Origin of the sequence: Pseudomonas sp. Sample_9 (assembly GCF_004307535.1) — a bacterium.
GTDB classification, from domain to species: domain Bacteria; phylum Pseudomonadota; class Gammaproteobacteria; order Pseudomonadales; family Pseudomonadaceae; genus Aquipseudomonas; species Aquipseudomonas mercuritolerans.
Genome location: NZ_RAZO01000281.1, coordinates 1 through 1,353 on the forward strand (window position 1 = coordinate 1; position 1,353 = coordinate 1,353).

The window sequence follows — 1,353 nt, forward strand, 5'->3', positions numbered from 1 at the left end:
CGCCCCGGCCACCCCCTTTCCAGGAACAGTCACCGATGGAACATCGTGAAGCGCTGCTGGCGCTGCGAACCTTTCTTTCAACGCAGATTCTCGGCCAGGAAAAACTCATCGAGCGTTTGCTCATCGCCCTGCTCGCCGACGGCCATATGCTGGTCGAGGGCGCACCCGGTCTGGCCAAGACCAAAGCGATCAAAGAACTCGCCGAGGGCATCGAAGCCCAGTTCCATCGAATTCAGTTCACCCCCGACCTGCTGCCGGCCGACATCACCGGCACCGAAATCTACCGTCCGGAAACCGGCAGTTTCGTCTTCCAGCAAGGGCCGATCTTCCACAACCTGGTGCTGGCCGACGAAATCAACCGTGCGCCGGCCAAGGTGCAATCGGCCTTGCTCGAAGCAATGGCCGAGCGCCAGGTCAGTGTCGGCCGCAGCACCTATGAGCTGTCGCCGCTGTTTCTGGTGATGGCCACGCAGAACCCGATCGAACAGGAAGGCACCTATCCGCTGCCGGAAGCCCAGCTCGACCGTTTCCTCATGCACGTCAAGATCGGTTTCCCTGACGCCGCTGTCGAACGGCGCATCCTCCAGCAGGCCCGTGGCGAGGCGCTGAACGGTGAGACCAAGCCCGAGCGCCGGGTCAGCCAGCAGGCGATTTTCGCTGCACGCAAGGAAATCCTCGGTTTGTACATGGCCGACGCCGTGGAGGAATACCTGGTGCAACTGGTCATGGCCACGCGCAACCCGGCCAAGTTCGACCCGGAAATGGCCGAGTGGATCGCCTACGGTGCCAGTCCGCGCGGTTCGATCGCCCTCGATCGCTGCGCCCGCGCCCACGCCTGGCTGGCCGGTCGCGATTTCGTCAGCCCGGAAGACATTCAGGCCGTACTGTTCGACGTGTTGCGCCATCGCATCATTCTGTCGTTCGAAGCCGAAGCCGCTGGCATCGATCAGGATCGCGTGGTGCAGCGGATTCTCGACGTCGTCGCCGTCGCTTGACCCCCATGAACGCCGCCCTGCCCTCCGAACCCGGTATCCGCATCAGCCTCGCCGAGCTGATCGAGATGCGTCACCGCGTGCGCGAGGTGCAACTGTTTTCCACGCCGAGTCAGCGCAGCCCGCTGATCGGCCTGCATCACTCGAAATTCCGTGGCCGTGGCGTCGACTTCGATCAGGTGCGGGTGTATCAGGCCGGTGACGATGTGCGCACCATCGACTGGCGCGTCACTGCGCGCACGCAGGAACCGCACACCAAGCTGTTCCACGAAGAGCGCGAGCGACCGATTTTCATCATGGTCGAGCAAAGCACGCGGCTGTTTTTCGGCTCGGGGCTGATGTTCAAATCGGTACTGGCGGC

At 63.0% G+C, this 1,353-nt stretch carries 2 protein-coding genes; both read left to right on the plus strand.

Annotation, left to right across the window (positions count from 1 at the left end; genetic code table 11):
* The first annotated feature begins 35 nt into the window (after positions 1 to 35).
* Positions 36 to 995 carry a MoxR family ATPase gene (locus D6877_RS15405; RefSeq protein ID WP_007913915.1) on the plus strand — a complete coding sequence of 320 codons (960 nt, stop codon included), beginning with the start codon at positions 36 to 38 and terminating at the stop codon, positions 993 to 995.
* Positions 996 to 1,000: 5 nt separating this feature from the next.
* Positions 1,001 to 1,353, plus strand: a 353-nt coding sequence (locus D6877_RS29940) for a DUF58 domain-containing protein (RefSeq protein WP_241662909.1), incomplete at its 3' end; no start/stop codon positions are given.

Coding starts and splice junctions, on each gene's coding strand:
- D6877_RS15405 (WP_007913915.1), top strand. CDS start 36: ATGGAACATCGTGAAGCGCTGCTGGCGCTGCGAACCTTTCTTTCAACG.